General features: G+C 63.6%; 18 protein-coding genes. All 18 read left to right on the top strand.

Annotation, left to right across the window (positions count from 1 at the left end; genetic code table 11):
* The first annotated feature begins 131 nt into the window (after positions 1 to 131).
* On the top strand, positions 132 to 1223 hold the full coding sequence (gene plsX, locus CEJ42_RS02940; protein ID WP_088749966.1) for a phosphate acyltransferase PlsX: 1092 nt from the start codon (positions 132 to 134) through the stop codon (positions 1221 to 1223).
* 23 nt (positions 1224 to 1246) lie between these two features.
* Complete coding sequence (locus CEJ42_RS02935; RefSeq protein ID WP_079215349.1) at positions 1247 to 2233, top strand: beta-ketoacyl-ACP synthase III; 987 nt, start codon at positions 1247 to 1249, stop codon at positions 2231 to 2233.
* Positions 2234 to 2327: 94 nt separating this feature from the next.
* Positions 2328 to 3260, top strand: a complete 933-nt coding sequence (fabD, locus tag CEJ42_RS02930; RefSeq protein WP_088749965.1) for an ACP S-malonyltransferase — start codon at positions 2328 to 2330, stop codon at positions 3258 to 3260.
* Entirely contained in the window at positions 3257 to 4009 is a 753-nt protein-coding gene (gene fabG, locus CEJ42_RS02925) for a 3-oxoacyl-ACP reductase FabG (protein WP_079215347.1), read from the top strand. Before fabD ends, fabG begins: the two co-directional genes overlap by 4 nt.
* A 163-nt stretch (positions 4010 to 4172) precedes the next feature.
* The gene (acpP, locus tag CEJ42_RS02920; protein WP_006463505.1) at positions 4173 to 4412 is read left to right on the top strand and encodes an acyl carrier protein; all 240 of its coding nucleotides are present in this window, start codon (positions 4173 to 4175) and stop codon (positions 4410 to 4412) included.
* Positions 4413 to 4445: 33 nt separating this feature from the next.
* Positions 4446 to 5687 (top strand): beta-ketoacyl-ACP synthase II, encoded by a 1242-nt coding sequence (gene fabF / locus CEJ42_RS02915; protein ID WP_079215346.1) that lies wholly within the window; start codon positions 4446 to 4448, stop codon positions 5685 to 5687.
* 55 nt (positions 5688 to 5742) lie between these two features.
* Positions 5743 to 6243 (top strand): protein YgfX, encoded by a 501-nt coding sequence (locus tag CEJ42_RS02910; protein ID WP_079215345.1) that lies wholly within the window; start codon positions 5743 to 5745, stop codon positions 6241 to 6243.
* 92 nt (positions 6244 to 6335) lie between these two features.
* Complete coding sequence (gene rpoE / locus CEJ42_RS02905) at positions 6336 to 6938, top strand: RNA polymerase sigma factor RpoE (RefSeq protein ID WP_079215344.1); 603 nt, start codon at positions 6336 to 6338, stop codon at positions 6936 to 6938.
* A gap of 77 nt (positions 6939 to 7015) precedes the next feature.
* On the top strand, positions 7016 to 7696 hold the full coding sequence (locus tag CEJ42_RS02900) for a sigma-E factor negative regulatory protein (protein ID WP_088749964.1): 681 nt from the start codon (positions 7016 to 7018) through the stop codon (positions 7694 to 7696).
* Between the two features lies 1 nt (position 7697).
* Positions 7698 to 8729 (top strand): MucB/RseB C-terminal domain-containing protein, encoded by a 1032-nt coding sequence (locus CEJ42_RS02895; protein WP_088749963.1) that lies wholly within the window; start codon positions 7698 to 7700, stop codon positions 8727 to 8729.
* A 14-nt stretch (positions 8730 to 8743) separates the two neighbouring features.
* Positions 8744 to 10225 carry a DegQ family serine endoprotease gene (locus CEJ42_RS02890; protein WP_088749962.1) on the top strand — a complete coding sequence of 494 codons (1482 nt, stop codon included), beginning with the start codon at positions 8744 to 8746 and terminating at the stop codon, positions 10223 to 10225.
* Positions 10226 to 10314: 89 nt separating this feature from the next.
* Complete coding sequence (locus CEJ42_RS02885) at positions 10315 to 10587, top strand: glutaredoxin family protein (RefSeq protein WP_088749961.1); 273 nt, start codon at positions 10315 to 10317, stop codon at positions 10585 to 10587.
* 324 nt (positions 10588 to 10911) lie between these two features.
* Positions 10912 to 12705 (top strand): translation elongation factor 4, encoded by a 1794-nt coding sequence (gene lepA, locus CEJ42_RS02880; RefSeq protein ID WP_079215339.1) that lies wholly within the window; start codon positions 10912 to 10914, stop codon positions 12703 to 12705.
* 1 nt (position 12706) lies between these two features.
* The gene (lepB, locus tag CEJ42_RS02875; RefSeq protein ID WP_079215338.1) at positions 12707 to 13621 is read left to right on the top strand and encodes a signal peptidase I; all 915 of its coding nucleotides are present in this window, start codon (positions 12707 to 12709) and stop codon (positions 13619 to 13621) included.
* 185 nt (positions 13622 to 13806) lie between these two features.
* Positions 13807 to 14793 carry a ribonuclease III gene (gene rnc, locus CEJ42_RS02870; RefSeq protein WP_088749960.1) on the top strand — a complete coding sequence of 329 codons (987 nt, stop codon included), beginning with the start codon at positions 13807 to 13809 and terminating at the stop codon, positions 14791 to 14793.
* Positions 14790 to 15719: a GTPase Era gene (gene era, locus CEJ42_RS02865; RefSeq protein WP_207760378.1), complete on the top strand. Its 930-nt coding sequence runs from the start codon at positions 14790 to 14792 to the stop codon at positions 15717 to 15719. The genes rnc and era overlap by 4 nt, the downstream gene beginning before the upstream one ends.
* 100 nt (positions 15720 to 15819) lie before the next feature.
* Positions 15820 to 16656, top strand: a complete 837-nt coding sequence (gene recO / locus CEJ42_RS02860; RefSeq protein ID WP_079215335.1) for a DNA repair protein RecO — start codon at positions 15820 to 15822, stop codon at positions 16654 to 16656.
* Positions 16657 to 16776: 120 nt separating this feature from the next.
* Entirely contained in the window at positions 16777 to 17547 is a 771-nt protein-coding gene (pdxJ, locus tag CEJ42_RS02855) for a pyridoxine 5'-phosphate synthase (protein WP_079219123.1), read from the top strand.
* Positions 17548 to 17555: the final 8 nt, after the last annotated feature.

The raw sequence follows: 17555 nt of genomic DNA, 5'->3' as shown, positions 1-17555 counted from the left end.
GCGCGATTCGTATCCGCGGGCTGGCCTGCCTGCTTGCCGGCGCGTCAACAGCGCCCGCGTTTGATCGCGTCACTTTGAGTGGTGTCCAAACTGCCTCATAATGTGGGCTGGCAAGGCTCTGAATCAAATCGATGACCATCAAAATTTCAATCGACTGCATGGGTGGCGATCACGGCCCGTCAGTCACGCTGCCGGCCGCTGCCTCTTTCCTTCGTCGTGAATCCGATGCGGAGCTGATCCTGGTTGGCCAGGAAAGCGTCCTGCAGCCGCTGCTGAAAAAATACAAACTGGCCGGCGAGTCCCGCGTCAGCATCCGGAACGCCTCTGAAGTCGTGACGATGGAAGACCCCATCGAGGTGGCGCTGCGTCGCAAGAAGGATTCGTCCATGCGCGTGGCCGTGACCCTGGTCAAGGACGGCCAGGCCCATGCCGCCGTGTCGGCCGGCAATACCGGCGCGCTGATGGCGGTGTCGCGCTATGTGCTCAAGACGCTGCCGGGCGTGGATCGCCCGGCCATCTGCACCATCCTGCCCAACCAGAAGGACGGCCCCACCTACATGCTCGACCTGGGCGCCAACGTCGACTGCGAACCCCAGCATTTACATCAATTTGCATTGATGGGCTCGGCCCTGGTTTCCGTGATGGAAGGCAAGGCCAAGCCCACCATCGGCCTGCTCAACGTGGGCGAGGAAGACATCAAGGGCAACGAGCTGGTCAAGGAAACCGCGGTCCTGCTGCGCGCCGACCATGAGAAGGGTATCCTCAACTTCTACGGCAACGTGGAGGGCAACGATATCTTCGAGGGCACCACCGACCTCGTGGTGTGCGACGGTTTCGTCGGCAACGTGACGCTGAAGGCGTCGGAAGGCCTGGGGCGCTTCGTCAAGGGCGTGCTGACCACCGAGTTCAAGAAGGGCATCGTCAACAAGCTGGGCGCGCTGATCGCCTATGGCGCCATCAAGGCGCTGTCGCGCCGCCTCAATCCTTCCCGTTACAATGGCGCCAGTCTGCTGGGCCTGAAGGGCCTGGTGTTCAAGAGCCACGGCGGCGCCGACGTCTATGCGTTTGAATGGGCGATCCGCCGCGCGTATGATGCCGCCAAATATGACGTGCTCGCGCGCATCGGCGCAAGCATGGCCGAACTGATGCCCCGGGGACAGGGGCGCATGGCCGAGGCGGCCGCTGCGGCCGAGGAGCCGGCTGCGCCCGCCCCGCTGCAATAACCGAACCTACAGAAGAAGACGGAATGACCACCTATAGCAAAATCGTCGGTACCGGCAGCTACCTGCCCACCAAGCGCGTGACCAACAATGAGCTGGCGGAGCAGCTGGCCAGGCAGGGCGTCGAGACTTCGGACGAGTGGATCGTCACGCGCAGCGGCATTTCCGCGCGCCACTACGCAGAGCCTACCCAGCTCTCCAGCGATCTCGCGCTGGCGGCCTCGCAGCGTGCGCTGGAGGCGGCGGGTATGCAGCCCAATGACATCGACCTGATCATCCTGGCCACTTCCACGCCGGACCATCTGGGCGGTTTCCCCAGCACGGCCTGCGTGGTGCAGCGCAAGCTGGGCATCACCAACGGCTCGCCCGCGATGGATGTACAGGCGGTCTGCAGCGGCTTCGTCTATGCGATGTCGGTGGCCGACAGCTTCATCAAGTCGGGCGCACACAAGAACGTGCTGGTGATCGGCGCCGAAGTGTTCTCGCGCATCCTCGACTTCAAGGATCGCACCACCTGCGTGCTGTTCGGCGACGGCGCCGGCGCGGTCGTCATGAGCGCTTCGAGCGAACCGGGCGTGCTGGCCAGCAAGCTGCACGCCGACGGCAGCCACGGCCACATCCTGTGCGTGCCGGGCAGCGTCGACAACGGCGCGGTGGCCGGCAGCGCGTATCTCTACATGGACGGCCCGGCGGTGTTCAAGCTGGCCGTCTCGGTGCTGGACAAGGTCGCGCGCGAGGCGCTGGAAGCAGCCAAGGTGGACGCTTCCGAAATCGACTGGCTGATCCCGCACCAGGCCAACATCCGCATCATGCAGGGCACCGCCAAGAAGCTGGGCCTGCCGCTGGAAAAGATGGTGGTCACCGTGGGCGAACATGGCAATACCTCGGCCGCCTCGATTCCGCTGGCGCTGGACCAGGCTGTACGCGACGGTCGCGTCAAGCCGGGCCACACCGTCATGATGGAAGGCGTGGGCGGCGGCTTCACCTGGGGCGCGGTGCTCGCCCGTATGTAATCAAGGCTGGAGCGCCGCCGGCGGCCGCCTTGTGGCGGCCTGAGATGCCGGTGGCGTTTCGATTCTTTTCATCCAACCTCAATCAAATCCAAGCATGACAAAATTTGCTTTTGTTTTTCCGGGCCAGGGTTCCCAGGCGATCGGGATGCTCAACGGTTTCGCCGGCAATGAAGTCGTCCGCCAGACCGTCGCCGAAGCGTCCGACGCGCTGCAGTTCGATCTGGGCAAGCTGATTGCCGAAGGCCCCAAGGAAGACCTGGACCTGACCACCAACACCCAGCCGGTCATGCTGACGGCCGCCGTGGCGTTCTATCGCGCCTGGCTGGCCGCAGGCGGCAAGGCGCCGGCGCTGGTGGCCGGCCACAGCCTGGGCGAATACTCCGCGCTGGTCGCCGCCGGCGTGATCCAGTTCAAGGATGCCGTGCCGCTGGTGCGCTTCCGCGCGCAGGCCATGCAGGAAGCCGTGCCGGTCGGGCAGGGCGGCATGGCCGCCATCCTCGGTCTGTCCGACGATGACGTGCGCGCCGCCTGTGCCGAATCCGCGCAGGGCCAGGTGGTCGAGGCCGTCAACTTCAACGCGCCCGCGCAGGTCGTGATCGCCGGCCACAAGGATGCCGTGCAGCGCGCCTGCGAGGCTGCCAAGGCCCGTGGCGCCAAGCGCGCGCTGCCGCTGCCGGTGTCGGCGCCGTTCCACTCTTCGCTGCTCAAGCCGGCGTCCGACCGCCTGCAGGGCTATCTGGCGGACGTGGCCTTCGCCGCGCCGCAGATCCCGCTGATCAACAACGTCGATGTGGCCGTGGTCAACGATCCGGCCGCCATCAAGGACGCCCTGGTGCGCCAGGCCGCCAGCGCCGTGCGCTGGGTCGAGACGGTGCAGAAGATGGGCGCCGAGGGCATCACCCATGTGATCGAATGCGGTCCGGGCAAGGTGCTGACCGGTCTGACCAAGCGCATCAACGGCGAGCTGATCGGCGAGGCCATCGTCGATCAGGAATCCCTGGACAAAGTATTGGAGCTGCTCAAGTGAGTGCAAATCTGCAAGGACAAGTCGCGCTGGTCACCGGCGCATCGCGCGGCATCGGCCGCGCCATCGCGGTCGAGCTGGTCAAGCAGGGCGCCAAGGTGGTGGGCACCGCCACCTCGGAAGCCGGCGCCGCCGCCATCACCGAATACCTGAACGCGCTGCAGCCGGATGCCGGCCGCGGCGTGGTGCTCAACGTCAACGATGCCGCCGCCTGCGGCGCGGTGGTCGAGCTGGTGCAGAAGGACTTCGGTTCGCTGTCGATCCTGGTCAACAACGCCGGCATCACGCAAGACCAGCTGGCCATGCGCATGAAGGACGAGGAGTGGGATGCCGTCATCGCCACCAACCTGACCGCGGTCGGCCGCCTCGCGCGCGCAGTGCTGCGCGGCATGATGAAGGCGCGCCACGGCCGCATCATCAACATCACCTCGGTGGTGGGCGAGGCCGGCAACCCGGGTCAGATGAACTACGCCGCCGCCAAGGCCGGCGTGGCCGGCATGAGCCGCGCGCTGGCGCGCGAGATCGGCAGCCGCAACATCACCGTGAACTGCGTGGCGCCGGGCTTCATCGACACCGACATGACCAAGGCCCTGAACGAGCAGCAGTCCGCCGCCATCCTGCAGCAGATCCCGCTGGGTCGCCTGGGAGCCGCCGAGGAGATCGCCGCTGCGGTGGCCTTCCTGGCCTCGCCGCAGGCGGGCTACATCACCGGCAGCACGCTGAATGTGAACGGCGGCATGTACATGGGATGACAATGCGTCAAGGCCTTGATTTAGGCCCTTTTGGCGTATTTTGTTTGAAGTTATGCTGGACTTGGCGCAATCTTGCCAAGAATAGTTAAAAGTAAATTTTCCGCGCGCAAACCTGCTAAAATGCGCGCACTTTTGTAACCTGTCTATCCTCTGGAGGAACAATATGTCCGATATCGAACAACGCGTTAAGAAGATCGTCGCTGAGCAACTGGGCGTCGCCGAAGCCGACATCAAGAACGAATCGTCGTTCGTTGACGACCTGGGCGCCGACTCGCTGGACACCGTCGAGCTGGTGATGGCCCTGGAAGATGAGTTCGAAATGGAAATCCCCGACGAACAAGCCGAAAAGATCACCACCGTGCAACAGGCGATCGATTACGCCAAGTCGCAAGTCAAGGCCTGATAAGGGCTTTGGATCTAGTTTCAGGAGAATTGCTTGAGCCGCACTCGTGAACGTCGTGTAGTCATTACCGGCCTGGGGTGCATTTCACCTGTCGGCAACAATATCGCCGATACGTGGAGTGCCATCAAGGAAGGCAAGTCCGGCATCGCCACCGTCACCAAGTTCGACGCATCGCCATTCACCACGCATTTTGCGGGTGAAGTGAAGGGCTTCAATATCGAGGATTACATCCCCGCCAAGGAAGCCCGTCACATGGATACCTTCATCCACTACGGGATGGCCGCCGGTATCCAGGCCGTCGAAGACAGTGGTCTGGCGGTAACGGACGAAAATGCCGAGCGCATCGGCGTCATGATCGGTTCGGGTATCGGCGGCTTGCCGCTGATCGAAGAAACGCATGCGACGCTGACCGCACGCGGGCCGCGCCGTATCAGCCCGTTCTTCATTCCTGCCTCGATCATCAACATGATCTCGGGCAACCTGTCGATCAAGTACGGCATGAAGGGCCCCAACCTGGCCATCGTGACCGCTTGCACCACCGGCCTGCATTGCATCGGCGCGTCCGCGCGCATGATCATGTACGGCGACGCCGACGTGATGATCGCCGGCGGCGCGGAATCCAGCGTTTCGCCGCTGGGCATCGGCGGCTTCGCTTCGGCGCAGGCGCTGTCCCGCCGCAACGACGACCCCGCTACCGCGTCCCGTCCGTGGGACAAGGATCGCGACGGTTTCGTGCTGGGCGAGGGCGCAGGCGTGATGGTGCTCGAAGAGTACGAGCACGCCAAGGCCCGCGGCGCCAAGATCTATGCCGAGCTGCTGGGCTTCGGCATGAGCGGCGATGCCTATCACATGACCGCCCCCAACCTGGACGGCCCGCGCCGTTGCGTGCTCAATGCATTGCGCGACGCAGGCGTGAACGGTGACGAGGTGCAGTACCTGAACGCGCACGGAACGTCGACCCCTCTGGGCGACAAGAACGAGTCCGACGCGATCAAGGCTGCCTTCGGCGACCATGCCTACAAGATGGTGGTCAACTCGACCAAGTCGATGACCGGCCACCTGTTGGGCGGCGCCGGCGGCCTCGAGACGGTGCTGACCGTGCTGGCGGTGCACAACCAGGTGTCCCCGCCGACGATCAACATCTTCAACCAGGATCCGGAGTGCGATCTTGATTACTGCGCCAATACGGCGCGTGACATGAAGATCGATATTGCCGTCAAGAACTCTTTCGGGTTCGGCGGCACCAACGGCACCCTGGTCATCGGCAAGATGTAAAATGCTGTGCCCGGCTTCCAGGTGGAAGCCGGGTTTGTCGTCTTGATGGCGTCTTATGTCGATAGCAGTCTCTGCGGATATCAAACCTTCCCGCCTGCTTTTGCTGATCATGGGCTTCGCATGCCTTTGCGTGGCCCTGATTGGCGTCTTCGCCTGCCTGCTGATGCCCGGGCAACTTTCCTGGCTGGCGCGCGGCGTGCTGGCGGCGGCTTGTATCCTGGCGGCGGCCATCGCGCTTTTCCTGGTCTTGCGTGACCGCAAGACCGTCTGGCTGCACATTTCAGGCACCGGGCAGATCCGGGTGGTGGAACATCTCACCAGCGGAGCGTCCCGCGCCAAACCTCAGGTCATGAAGGCTGGGCTGGCCCAGCTGCTGGCCGGCACCACCATCTGGCCGGGCATGCTGTTTCTGCGCCTGCGCCTTGAGAACGGCAAGACCCGCACCATCCCGATACTTTCGGATTCAGTCTCGGAAGACACCTTCCGTGCGCTGTCCGTGGCGTGCCGCTGGCTGATCAGTCACAATACGGCAAAAGCCCGGATGCTCGAGAAATAAGGCCGCAAAGCTTGAAAATTGCCTGATCGGAATCATCTGTCCGAGGCAATGACGACACAACAACACGGCGACAAAAGAACAAGGAACCCGGTTTGACGACAGAACGCGAAATAGACCAACAGCTTGTTGAGCGCGTCCAGCGTGGCGACAAGAAGGCGTTCGAGCTATTGGTAGCCAAGTATCAACGCAAGCTGATGCGCCTCGTGTCGCGGCTCGTGCGCGACCAGGCTGAAGCCGAGGATGTGGTGCAGGAAGCCTTTATCAAGGCTTATCGTGCGTTGCCGCAATTCCGCGGCGATTCCGCCTTCTACACCTGGCTTTATCGCATCGGCATCAATACCGCAAAGAACTATCTCGTTACTTTGGGAAGGCGAGCTCCAACTTCTACGGAAGCAGATGCTGAAGAAGCTGAAACTTTTGACGATGGAGACCATCTGAGGGACATCAACACTCCAGAGTCGATGTTGGCCACCAAGCAGATTGCTCAGACGGTCAACGTGGCGATGGAGGCATTGCCGGAAGAATTACGTACTGCCATCACGTTGCGCGAGATCGAGGGGTTGAGCTACGACGAGATTGCAGATGCGATGAATTGTCCGATCGGCACCGTGCGCAGCCGCATTTTCCGCGCCCGGGAAGCAATTGCCGAGAAGCTGCGTCCTTTGCTGGATACCGCATCGGACAAACGCTGGTGATGTCGCTGCAAGCTTGTTGATAAAAAGCAAAATAACAAAGCGGGTATGGAACTAAGATTTTTGCCGGGTGACTGCTTATGGATACCAAAGTAACAACCAAAGAACAGATCTCTGCGCTTGCCGATGGCGAGCTGGGGTCTGAAGAGATGACTATTGCCCTTGCGGCCCTGCGTTCCTCGAAGGAGGAACGTGAGGCGTGGGACGTCTATCACCAGATCGGCGATGTGCTGCGCTCGGAGGACATGAGCGTGTCGCTGAGCGCCGGCTTCTCCGCGAAGATGAGCGCCTTGCTGGACGCCGAGCCCACCATCGTGGCGCCGCAGGCTCCGGTCGAGGAGCCCGTCAAGCCGGCAGCCGTCGTCCAGGCGGCCGCCGCCAACGGCGATCACCGTGCTGCACGCCCGGGCCGCCTGGTTCGCTTCCTGCTCCCCAGCGCAGCTGCAGCGGCTGCCGCAGTGGCGGCCGTGTTCGTGGCGCTGCCGCAGCAGGCGGTGGTGACGGCAGACGCCAAATCGGCGGCGCCCGTGGCGCAGGTGGCATCGGCCCCGGTGGCCGTGCCTTCGGCGATCACGACGGTCTCGACCGGCACCGCCGGCCAGCAGAACGTCACCCAACTGAGCACGCTGGCGCAGCAGGGCGAAGTCAAGCGCGATCCGCGCATCGACGACTACCTGTTTGCCCATCAACGTTTCTCGCCTTCCTACAGCTCGGGGCAATACGCCCGTTCCGCCGCATTTTCTGTTGACGCAGATAAATAATATGCAGCAAACAGGGCGTCTGCTCGGGTTACTGTCTCTTCTGTCCGCGTTATTCGTACCATCCGCCCATGCGGCGGATGGTGCCGACGCCCCCACCACCGAATCACCGTCTTCCGCAGCGGCCCAGGCGCAGCTGAAAAGACTGCAGACCGCCGCCCAGCGGTTGAGCTATTCGGGCACCTTTGTCTATCAGCAGGCCAGCCAGATGCGCACATCGCGCATCACGCATATCCTGTCCGGCAAGAGCGAGCTGGAAAAGCTCGAAGTGCTGGACGGCAAGCCGCGCGAGTACATCCGCAGCGACGACGATGTCGCCTGTTACATGCCGGATGCGCGAACGGTGCTGATTGAAAAGCGCGTCACGCGCGACGTCTTCCCCGCCATCCTGGGCGCGAGCCCCGAGGACCTGGCGAACCATTACAATGTGAGTGCCGGTCCCGAGGAACGCGTGGCGGGCCGCGATTGCCAGACCATCGTGCTGGAGCCCAGGGACAAGCTGCGCTACGGTTACCGATTCTGGGCCGACAAGAGCACCGGGTTGCTGCTGCGGGCCCAGACCGTGGACGGGCGCGGCGACGTGGTCGAGCAGATTTCCTTTACCCAGGTCGAGATCGGTCCGATTGACCGCTCCCGGGTGCGCCCCAGTTACGCCGACACGCGCGGCTGGCGCGTGGAGAAGTCCGCCATGAGCAAGGTCGACCTGTCAGGCTGGAGCGTCACGCCGCCGCCGGGATTTCGCAAGATTCAGGAAGTGCGCCGCATGATTTCGGATACCGCGCCGGGTGGCGCCTCGCCGGCCCAGAACCGTCCTGCCGAGCGCGAAGTGTCGCAGATCGTTTTTTCCGACGGCCTGGCCGCGATTTCCGTCTTCATCGAGCCGGGCAGTCAAAACCGCAACGAGGGTGCGGTCCAGCAGGGCGCCTTGAATATCGTCGGCCGTCGCCAGGGGGATTACTGGCTGACGGTGGTGGGTGAAGTGCCGGCGGCCGCGATCCGGCAGGTATCAAATTCCATCGAGCTGAAAACCAAGTAAAAGAGACTGTTGCAATGACTTCATTGAAAAAGACCATCGCCGGCTCGCTGCTGGCCGCCTCCGTTTTCGCCGTCGCGCCTGCCGTATTGGCAGCGCCGCCGGTGGTTTCGCCGACCGTGGCGGCGTTGCCTGACTTCGCCGATATCGTCGACCGCACCGGACCGGGCGTGGTCAACATCCGCACCACGGAACGCGTGCGCCAGAATGCCCAGGGGCAGGGCGGCATGGACGATCCGGAAATGCAGGAATTCTTCCGCCGCTTCTTCGGCATCCCGGTGCCCAAGCAGCAACAGCCAGGCACGCCGCGCGGCAACGGCAAGCAGGGCGGGCAAGGGCAGCAGGAAGAAGTGCCGCGCGGCGTGGGCTCCGGCTTCATCATCTCGGCGGACGGCTTCATCCTGACCAATGCCCACGTGGTGGAAGGCGCCAGCGACGTCTATGTGACGCTGACCGACAAGCGTGAATTCAAGGCCAGGATCGTCGGCTCCGACACGCGCACCGACGTCGCCGTGCTGAAGATCGACGGCAGCAACCTGCCGCGCCTGAGCATGGGCGACTCGGACAAGATCCGCGCCGGCGAGTGGGTGCTGGCGATCGGCTCGCCGTTCGGCCTGGAAAACACCGTGACCGCCGGCATCGTCTCGGCCAAGGCGCGCGACACCGGCGATTACCTGCCGCTGATCCAGACCGACGTCGCGGTCAACCCGGGCAACTCGGGCGGCCCGCTGATCAACCTCAAGGGCGAGGTGATCGGTATCAATTCCCAGATCTACAGCCGTTCCGGCGGCTTCATGGGCATCTCTTTCGCAGTGCCGATCGATGAGGCGCTGCGCGTGGCCGATCAGCTGAAGGCGAGCGGGCGCGTGACGCGCGGGCGCATCGGCGTGCAGATCGGCGAAGTGACCAAGGATGTCGCCGAGTCGCTGGGCCTGGCGCGTGCGCAAGGCGCGCTGGTGCAGCGCGTCGAGCCGGATGGCCCGGCGGCGAAGGCCGGCCTGGAGGCGGGCGATATCATCCAGAAGTACAACGGCGCCGCGATCGAGCGCCCGAGCGACCTGCCGCGCATGGTCGGCGCCACCAAGCCGGGCTCGAAGGCGACCGTCACCGTCTGGCGCAAGGGCAGCGCGCGTGACGTGAGCGTGACCGTGGTGGAGCTGGAGGCCGACAAGCCCAAGCAGGCCGAGGACAAGAAGGCCAAGCCCGACAACGCGCCCAACGCACTGGGCCTGGTCGTCAGCGACCTGTCGGATGCCCAGAAGAAGGAGCTGAAGGTGGACAACGGCGTGCTGGTCGAATCCGCAGCCGGCGCGGCGGCCGCGGCCGGCATTCGTCCGGGCGACGTGATCCAGCGCGTCAACGAGGTGGATGTCAAGGACAGCAAGCAGTTCGGCCAACTGGTCGCCAAGCTCGATCCGAAGAAGCGCGCGGCGGTGCTGGTGCGTCGCGGCGATTCCTCGCAGTTCGTGCCGCTGCGCCCGAACGGCGGCGGCAACTGATGCGCCTGGCGTCGTAGCGCGTTTCATCCCAAGGCTGCGCTCCCGTGAAGGAGCGCAGCCTTTTTCATGTGTGTTTCAGGAGGATCGATATGCCCGAAGAAGGCGCTGCGATTCGTTTCATCATCTATTCGCGCAGCTACTGCCATCTTTGCGAGGAGATGCGGGACGCCTTGCGCGCCGCGCTGGGCGGGATGGCTGCCGAGATCGAGATGGTGGACGTGGATGCCGATCCCGCGCTGGTCGAGCAGTATGACGAGCTGGTTCCGGTTCTGGTGGGGATGCGCGGTGGCGCTCCGGGCGTCAGGCTTTGCCACTACCACCTCGATGCCGGGCGGCTCGGCGCGTTTCTTTCCGGCAATTGATCGGCCGTGGACGCCGGCATCGCGGCGCGCTGCTGCAGCGCCGGAAAAGCGGGCTTGTCCCTCTGAAATCCGGTAAAATGCCGGGTCGAACAAGCTGCTGCTAAGGCGCTCGGCCGGGACTGCTCCCGCCTGAGAACCTCTTCAAAGTCTCGTCGGGGCCGTTCCAATGCCCTTTCAGGCGGTCTGCTGCGTTACAAAGCCTTGCCGGGCCAACCGGCCCGCCTGCGTTTTGCGCCTTGCATCCTCCTGAAACGGTATTCGCCTCAACCCGCCGAGATGGTGAGCGGAGTCTGAGCGCCTTTTTTCATCGTTTCCTGTCTGTTAATGAACAATATCCGTAATTTCTCGATCATCGCCCACATCGACCACGGCAAGTCCACGTTGGCCGACCGCATCATCCAGTTGTGCGGTGGCCTTTCCAACCGCGAGATGGAAGCCCAGGTGCTGGATTCGATGGACATTGAGCGCGAGCGCGGCATCACCATCAAGGCCCAGACTGCGGCCCTGCAATACAAGGCCAAGGACGGCCAGATCTACAACCTGAACCTGATCGATACCCCGGGGCACGTCGACTTCAGCTATGAAGTCAGCCGTTCGCTGTCCGCCTGCGAAGGCGCGCTGCTGGTGGTGGACGCCTCGCAGGGCGTGGAAGCGCAGACCGTCGCCAACTGCTACACCGCGCTCGACCTGGGCGTGGAAGTGGTGCCGGTCCTCAACAAGATCGACCTGCCGTCGGCCGACCCCGACAACGCCAAGAGCGAGATCGAGGAAGTGATCGGCATCGACGCGTCCGACGCCACGCCGTGCTCGGCCAAGACCGGCCTGGGCGTGGAAGACGTGCTGGAAGCCATCGTGGCCAAGGTGCCGGCGCCCAAGGGCGATGCCGACGCGCCGCTGCAGGCGCTGATCATCGACTCCTGGTTCGACAACTACGTCGGCGTGGTGATGCTGGTGCGTATCGTCAACGGCACCCTGCGTCCCAAGGACAAGATCCTGTTCATGGCCACCGGCGCCCAGCACCTGACCGAAAGCATCGGCGTGTTCACGCCCAAGTCGCAGTCGCGCGAGCAGCTCACCGCCGGCCAGGTAGGTTTCGTCATCGCCGGCATCAAGGAACTGAAGTCGGCCAAGGTCGGCGATACCGTGACCCTGGCCTCCAAGCCGGCCCCGGCGCCGCTGCCGGGCTTCAAGGAAGTGCAGCCGCAGGTGTTCGCCGGCCTGTTCCCGGTCGAGGCCAACCAGTACGACGCGCTGCGCGATTCGCTGGAAAAGTTGAAGCTCAACGACGCCGCGCTGATGTACGAGCCGGAAGTCTCGCAGGCGCTGGGCTTCGGCTTCCGCTGCGGCTTCCTCGGCCTGCTGCACATGGAAATCGTGCAGGAGCGCCTGGAGCGCGAATTCGACATGGACCTGATCACCACGGCGCCGACCGTGGTGTACGAAGTGCAGCAGCGCGATGGCACGCTGCTGATGGTGGACAACCCGTCGAAGATGCCGGAAGTGTCCAAGATCGAAGAGATCCGCGAACCCATCGTCACCGTCAACCTGTACATGCCGCAGGAATACGTCGGCTCGGTCATCACGCTGTGCACGCAAAAGCGCGGCATCCAGATGAACATGAGCTACCACGGCAAGCAGGTGCAGCTGACCTATGAAATGCCGATGGCCGAAATCGTGCTCGACTTCTTCGATCGCCTGAAGTCGACCTCGCGCGGCTACGCCTCCATGGACTACGAGTTCAAGGAATACCGCGCCGCCGACGTGGTCAAGGTCGACATGCTGATCAACAGCGAGAAGGTCGATGCGCTGGCCATCATCGTGCACCGCGCCGCCGCCCAGCATCGCGGTCGCCAGGTAGCCGCCAAGATGCGCGAGCTGATCCCGCGCCAGATGTTCGACGTGGCCATCCAGGCCGCCATCGGCGCCACCATCATCTCGCGCGAGAACGTCAAGGCCATGCGCAAGAACGTGCTGGCCAAGTGCTACGGCGGCGACATTTCCCGCAAGCGCAAGCTGCTGGAAAAGCAGAAGGCCGGCAAGAAGCGCATGAAGCAGGTCGGTTCGGTGGAAATCCCGCAGGAAGCATTCCTGGCAATCTTACAAGTGGAAGACAAATAACATGCAGGCATTGTTGGGCAACTTCGCGCTGATTCTGTTCGTCCTGATGGTGGTGACCGGAGTGGTCTGGTTCGCCGATACCTTCTTCCTGTCCAAGCAGCGCCGCGCACGCGCGGACGCCGCACTGGCCGAGTTCGACGCCCGCGTGGCGCGCGACAAGGCCGAGGGCATCGAGCGCGAGGGCAGCATGCCCGGCAAGCGCGCCGAGCTGGAAGCCAAACTGACCAAGCAGCCGGCCTGGATCGAATATTCCGGCAGCTTCTTCCCGGTGATCGCGCTGGTGTTCTTCCTGCGTTCCTTCCTCTACGAGCCGTTCAAGATTCCTTCGAGCTCGATGGTGCCGACGCTGCTGGTGGGCGACCTGATCCTGGTGAACAAGTACACCTATGGCATCCGCCTGCCGATCATCAACAAGAAGATCATCGACGTGAACAATCCGCAGCGCGGCGACGTCATGGTCTTCAAGTATCCGAAGGACTTGACGGTGGACTACATCAAGCGCGTTGTTGGCGTTCCTGGTGATAAAATAGTCTATAAAAACAAGCGCTTAACGGTAAATGGTGAAGAAATTTCTTATAAACCGCTGCCGGATTATCTGGACGATGAAAATCTGACGTACTATAAGCAATGGCAGGAAAACCTGACCGGCGTGGAGCACAAGATCCTGACCGATGAGCGTGCCCCCAACTTCGTGCCCAACCCCGATGCCTTCCCGCATCACGAGCTGTGCACCTACAACGCCGAAGGCTTTGCCTGCACGGTGCCTCCGGGCGAATACTTCATGATGGGCGATAACCGGGACAACAGCCTGGACAGCCGCTACTGGGGATTCGTGCCGGACCAGAACATTGTCGGCAAGGCATTCTTCGTCTGGATGAACCTTGGCAATTTGAAGCGGATCGGCGGCTTCCAGTAAGCACGGTAACGACGCCGCATCCTGGTTAAGAAGTTTCCATTTGGCATCTTTTGCGTTGTGGAGGCAGACCGGAGCAGTTTTCAGCTTTGCTTTGAACCGATCCCGCTGACTGATCAGGCAGCCGTTTTCCCGATATGTGCGACTTCACGCGCAGCGGGGCGGCGGCCTGAATGACGGATGAAAAAATGGATCCTCAACTCTTGCAACAACGGCTAGGCCACACCTTCAAGGACGCTTCTTTGCTGCAGCAGGCCTTGACGCACCGTAGCCACAGCGCCTTGCATAACGAGCGGCTGGAATTTCTCGGCGATTCAGTGCTGAACTGCGTGGTGGCATCGCTGCTGTTCGAGCGCTACGAAAAAATCGACGAGGGCGATCTCTCCCGCCTGCGCGCCAATCTCGTCAAGCAGCAATCCCTCTACGAAATCGCACAGCGCCTGGAGCTCTCGCAGTTCCTGCGCTTGGGCGAGGGCGAGCTCAAGTCGGGCGGTTTCCGCCGTCCGTCCATCCTTGCCGATACGCTGGAGGCGCTGTTCGGCGCGATCTTCCTGGACTCCGGTTTCGACGCCGCGCGCGCGGTGATCCGCTCGCTGTACGTGCCGGTGCTGGACCACGTCGATCCCAAGACCCTGGGCAAGGATGCCAAGACCCTGCTGCAGGAATTCCTGCAAGGGAAGAAGATCCCGCTGCCGCAGTACAACGTGATCGCCACCCACGGCGCCGCGCACAACCAAGAGTTCGAGATCGAATGCCTGGTGCCCAAGCTGGACATCCAGGTGTTCGGCACCGGCGGCAGCCGCCGCGCGGGTGAGCAGGCCGCCGCCAAGCTGGCGCTCGAGGCGGTGCAGCAGGCGCTGGTGAAGACGCCGTCGGCAGGCCGCAAGCCGCGCGCGCGCACCACCCAGCTGAAGCTGGCCGGAATCGCCACCATCCAGCCTGATGCCCCCGAGCAGGAAGCCGCCGGCAAGGGCAACCGCGCCGAGAAGGGCGAAGCCAAAGGCGAGGGCAAGGCGGACAAGCCGGAAAAGGCCGTGAAGGAGCCCAAGGAGCAAAAGGACGGCCGCAGCCAGGCCGCGCGCAACGAGGGCAAGAACGGCGGCGAGCGCGGTGACGCGGTCGCGGCAGAACCCATATCGGCGGCTCCGGCCGCCTCGCAATCCAGAACAGCATGACAGATTTTCCAATGACCGGCGCAGAGCCGGCACAGGCGCCGGGCGATGACTATCGCTGCGGCTACATCGCCATCGTCGGCCGTCCCAATGTCGGCAAGTCGACGCTGATGAACGTGCTGGTCGGCGCCAAGGTCAGCATCACCTCGCGCAAGGCGCAGACCACGCGCCACCGCATCACCGGCATCCAGACCATCGGCAGCACGCAGTACGTCTACGTCGACACGCCGGGCTTCCAGACCCGTCACAGCAACGCCCTGAACAAGACCCTGAACCGCACCGTCACCAATACGCTGACCGCGGCCGACGTCATCCTGTTCGTGATCGAGGCCGGCACCTTCGGCCCGGCCGACAAGCAGGTGCTGGATCTGCTGCCGGCCAACGTGCCCTGCATCCTGGTGCTCAACAAGGCCGACCGCAACAAGGACAAGACCACGCTGATGCCTTTCGCGCAGGAAGTCGCGTCGCATCACAATTTCGCCGCCGTGGTGCCGGTATCGGCCAAGCAGCGCTTCCAGCTGGATGCCCTGCAGGAAGAAGTGCGCAAGCTGCTGCCGAACAATCCGCCGATGTTCGACGAGGACGACATCACCGACCGCAGCGAAAAATTCCTGGCCTCCGAAATCGTGCGCGAGAAGGTGTTCCGCTTCGTCGGCGAAGAACTGCCTTACACCAGCACCGTGCTGATCGAGAAGTTCGAGCAGGAAGGCAACCTGCGCCGCGTGTTCGCCGCCATCCTGGTCGAGCGCGACACGCACAAGGCCATGGTGATCGGGCAGAAGGGCGCCCGCCTGAAGGAAATCTCCACCCAGGCGCGGCTGGACATGGAGCGCCTGTTCGGCGGTCCGGTCTATCTGGAAATCTGGGTCAAGGTCAAATCCGGCTGGGCCGACAATGAAGCCGGCCTGCGCGCGTACGGCTACGAGTGAGCCGCGACGGCGTTGCCGCTGATCCCGCATAAGCAGCATATCGATGGCATTTCGCCGCGCGCCAGGCTGACGCGGCACAACGCATTCAGGACGGACATCAATGACTACCGTGCTTTCCGAATCCCAGCTCACTCCGGTCCCGGTCCAGGCCGACGTCCCCGTCGCGCCCGCCAGGAGCGAGGCCAAGAAGCCCGCCCGCCCGCGCAGCCGCGCGGTGCCGGAGAAGGAGCACAAGGTGCTGGGGCAGCCGGGCTTCGTGCTGCACAGCTATCCGTACAAGGAAACCAGCCTGATCGTCGACGTCTTCTCGCGCGACCACGGGCGCGTGGCGCTGGTGGCCAAGGGCGCCAAGCGTCCGCATTCCGCGCTGCGCGGCGCGCTGCAGACCTTCCAGCCGCTCTCGCTGTCCTGGAGCGGGCGTTCCGAAGTGCGCACGCTGACCGGCGCCGAATGGGTCGGCGGCCTGCTGCCGCTGGAGAAGTCCGCCTTGCTGTGCGGCTTCTACCTCAACGAATTGCTGGTCAAGCTGCTGGCGCGCGAAGACGCGCACCCGGCGCTGTTCGACCATTACGTCTCCACCCTCAACAAGCTGGCCCACGGCGAAGACGCGCCCATCGTGCTGCGCCAGTTCGAGCGCACGCTGCTGAAGCAGACCGGCGTGGCCGGCAACTGGAGTCATTGCATCGCCAGCGGCAGGGCCGTGCAGCCGGACGGCGTCTATGTCGTCGACCCCGAGGTCGGCACCCGTCCCGAGCGCCTGTCCGACCGCGCGCCCAAGGTTTCCGGCAAGACCCTGCTGGACATGGAACGCGAAGACTACAGCGACCCGACCACCCAGCTGCAAAGCAAATTCCTGATGCGCTACCTGCTGGCCCACCATCTCGGCGGCGCCCAGCTCAATACGCGCCAGATCCTGATCGACCTGATGCAGCTCTGATCCATCGGGGCCGGCCGCGGGTGCGCCACCCGGGCCGTCCCGATATGGATAAAATCATTGCTTTGCCGCCGCGCCTGCGGCGGCTTTTCCGACGAACCCAACAACAAGATTGCTGTCGCCATGAGTTTCCTGCATCCCGCCGGCCCGACGATTGAACTGGGCATCAACATCGACCACGTCGCCACCCTGCGCAATGCGCGCGGCACGGCCTATCCCGACCCGGTCAAGGCCGCGCTGGAAGCGGAAGAAGCCGGCGCCGACGCCATCACCTTGCACCTGCGCGAAGACCGCCGCCACATCCGCGACGCCGACGTCAAGGCGATCCGCCCGCTGCTGCGCACGCGCATGAACCTGGAAGCCGCCGTGACGCGCGAGATGATCGACTTCGCCTGCAGCATCAAGCCGCAGGACGCCTGCCTGGTGCCGGAGAAGCGCACCGAGGTGACCACCGAAGGCGGTCTCGATGTGATCGGGCATTTTTCCGATGTACAGGCGGCGATCCGCCAGCTGCAGCAGGAGAACATCCGCGTTTCGCTGTTCATCGATCCCGATGCGCAGCAGATCAAGGCCGCCGCCGAAGCCGGCGCGCCGGTGATCGAACTGCACACCGGCCGTTATGCCGACGCCACCAGCGAAAAAGAGCAGCAGGAAGAACTGGAGCGCATCCAGGCCAGCGTGCTCGAAGGCGTCAAGCTGGGCCTGAAGGTCAATGCCGGCCACGGCCTGCATTACACCAACGTGCAGGCGATCGCCGCGATTCCGCAGATCGCCGAACTCAACATCGGCCATGCCGTGGTCGCCCATGCGGTCTTCGCCGGCTGGCGCAACGCCATCTCCGAGATGAAGGCGATCATGGTCAAGGCGCGCCTGTCCGCCATCGGCAAGGCCTGAGGCCGGTG

It is taken from the genome of Herbaspirillum robiniae (assembly GCF_002213415.1).
Classification (GTDB): domain Bacteria; phylum Pseudomonadota; class Gammaproteobacteria; order Burkholderiales; family Burkholderiaceae_D; genus Herbaspirillum; species Herbaspirillum robiniae.
Note: the sequence above shows the minus strand (reverse complement) of the source record. Positions and strands in the feature narration are given on the sequence as shown.

Bases quoted from the DNA above. Each gene is read 5' to 3' on its own strand.
- lepA (WP_079215339.1), top strand. From the start codon at position 10,912: ATGAACAATATCCGTAATTTCTCGATCATCGCCCACATCGACCACGGC.
- CEJ42_RS02935 (WP_079215349.1), top strand. From the start codon at position 1,247: ATGACCACCTATAGCAAAATCGTCGGTACCGGCAGCTACCTGCCCACC.
- CEJ42_RS02885 (WP_088749961.1), top strand. From the start codon at position 10,315: ATGCCCGAAGAAGGCGCTGCGATTCGTTTCATCATCTATTCGCGCAGC.
- acpP (WP_006463505.1), top strand. From the start codon at position 4,173: ATGTCCGATATCGAACAACGCGTTAAGAAGATCGTCGCTGAGCAACTG.
- fabD (WP_088749965.1), top strand. From the start codon at position 2,328: ATGACAAAATTTGCTTTTGTTTTTCCGGGCCAGGGTTCCCAGGCGATC.
- CEJ42_RS02910 (WP_079215345.1), top strand. From the start codon at position 5,743: ATGTCGATAGCAGTCTCTGCGGATATCAAACCTTCCCGCCTGCTTTTG.
- CEJ42_RS02900 (WP_088749964.1), top strand. From the start codon at position 7,016: ATGGATACCAAAGTAACAACCAAAGAACAGATCTCTGCGCTTGCCGAT.
- pdxJ (WP_079219123.1), top strand. From the start codon at position 16,777: ATGAGTTTCCTGCATCCCGCCGGCCCGACGATTGAACTGGGCATCAAC.
- rnc (WP_088749960.1), top strand. From the start codon at position 13,807: ATGGATCCTCAACTCTTGCAACAACGGCTAGGCCACACCTTCAAGGAC.
- CEJ42_RS02895 (WP_088749963.1), top strand. From the start codon at position 7,698: ATGCAGCAAACAGGGCGTCTGCTCGGGTTACTGTCTCTTCTGTCCGCG.
- era (WP_207760378.1), top strand. From the start codon at position 14,790: ATGACAGATTTTCCAATGACCGGCGCAGAGCCGGCACAGGCGCCGGGC.
- CEJ42_RS02890 (WP_088749962.1), top strand. From the start codon at position 8,744: ATGACTTCATTGAAAAAGACCATCGCCGGCTCGCTGCTGGCCGCCTCC.
- plsX (WP_088749966.1), top strand. From the start codon at position 132: ATGACCATCAAAATTTCAATCGACTGCATGGGTGGCGATCACGGCCCG.
- recO (WP_079215335.1), top strand. From the start codon at position 15,820: ATGACTACCGTGCTTTCCGAATCCCAGCTCACTCCGGTCCCGGTCCAG.
- lepB (WP_079215338.1), top strand. From the start codon at position 12,707: ATGCAGGCATTGTTGGGCAACTTCGCGCTGATTCTGTTCGTCCTGATG.